The organism is Endozoicomonas sp. SESOKO4 (genome assembly GCF_024606275.1).
The window spans coordinates 1-1046 of record NZ_JAHHPS010000560.1; the positions used below are offsets into that span (position 1 = coordinate 1).

At 48.9% G+C, this 1046-nt stretch carries 1 protein-coding gene; it reads right to left on the bottom strand.

Annotated features, from left to right (window positions below; genetic code table 11):
- On the bottom strand, positions 1-1046 hold a 1046-nt coding region (locus KDK16_RS10795), incomplete at both ends, for a hypothetical protein (RefSeq protein ID WP_257276101.1).

Sequence of the window (1046 nt, forward strand, 5' to 3'; positions counted from 1 at the left end):
CTGGCGATTGCATTTTTCTTCATCATCCTCTGAGTCGCTATTGTATTCGTCATCTTCCTTATCATCCGGGTTGCTGCGTTCTCCAGTCAATTTTGTATACAGCCACTGTTTCAGTCGTGTTTCCTGATGTTGGAGCGCTTCAGCAGCAGGTAGCCCTTCTGATTTCCAGAGTCTGGTCATAATTTGCAATAGCAGATGATTGAGCGCCCCCCGGTAACGCACCCAGCCCAGCACTTTTTTTACAGGTTCATTTTTGGGCAAGCCCCGGCCATTATTCATGGACGAAAAAGCACGGAACAACTTCATATTGAACTGGTCATCCCTGTGTTTCCATTCCGGCCAGTTCAGCACCTCTTTCACTTTCTCATGTTTGAGCATGCCTCTGGCATTATTCATGGACGAGAATGCGCGGAACAGCTCCATATTGAACTCGTCCCCCTTGTCTTTCCATTCCGGCCAGCCCAGCACTTCTTTCATGTCCTCATGCTTGAACGTGCCCTGGCCATGATTCATGGAAGAGAAGGCGCGGAACAGCTCCATATTGAACTCGCCATCCTTGTCTTTCCATTCCGGCCAGTTCAGCACCTCTTTGACTCTCTTGTGTTTGAGTATGCCTTTGGCATGATTCACGGACGAAAAGGCGCGGAGCAGTTCCATATTGAACTCGTCATCCTTGTTTTTCCATTCCGGCCAGCCCAGCACCTCTCTCACTTGCTCACATTTGAGCATGCCTTTGCAATGATTCATAGACGAGAATGCTCGGAACAGCTCCATACTGAACTCGCCATCCTTGTCTTTCCATCCAGGCCAGTTCAGCATCTCTTTCACTTTCTCATGTTTGGGCAAGCCCTGGCCATGATTCATAGACGAGAAAGCACGGAACAACTTCATATTGAACTCGCCATCCTTGTTTTTCCATTCCGACCAGGCAAGCACCTCTTTCACTTCCTCATGTTTGAGCATGCCTGTGCCAGTATTTATGGATGAGAAAGAGCGGAACAGCTCCATACTGAACTCGCCATCCTTGTCTTTCCATTCCGGCCAGC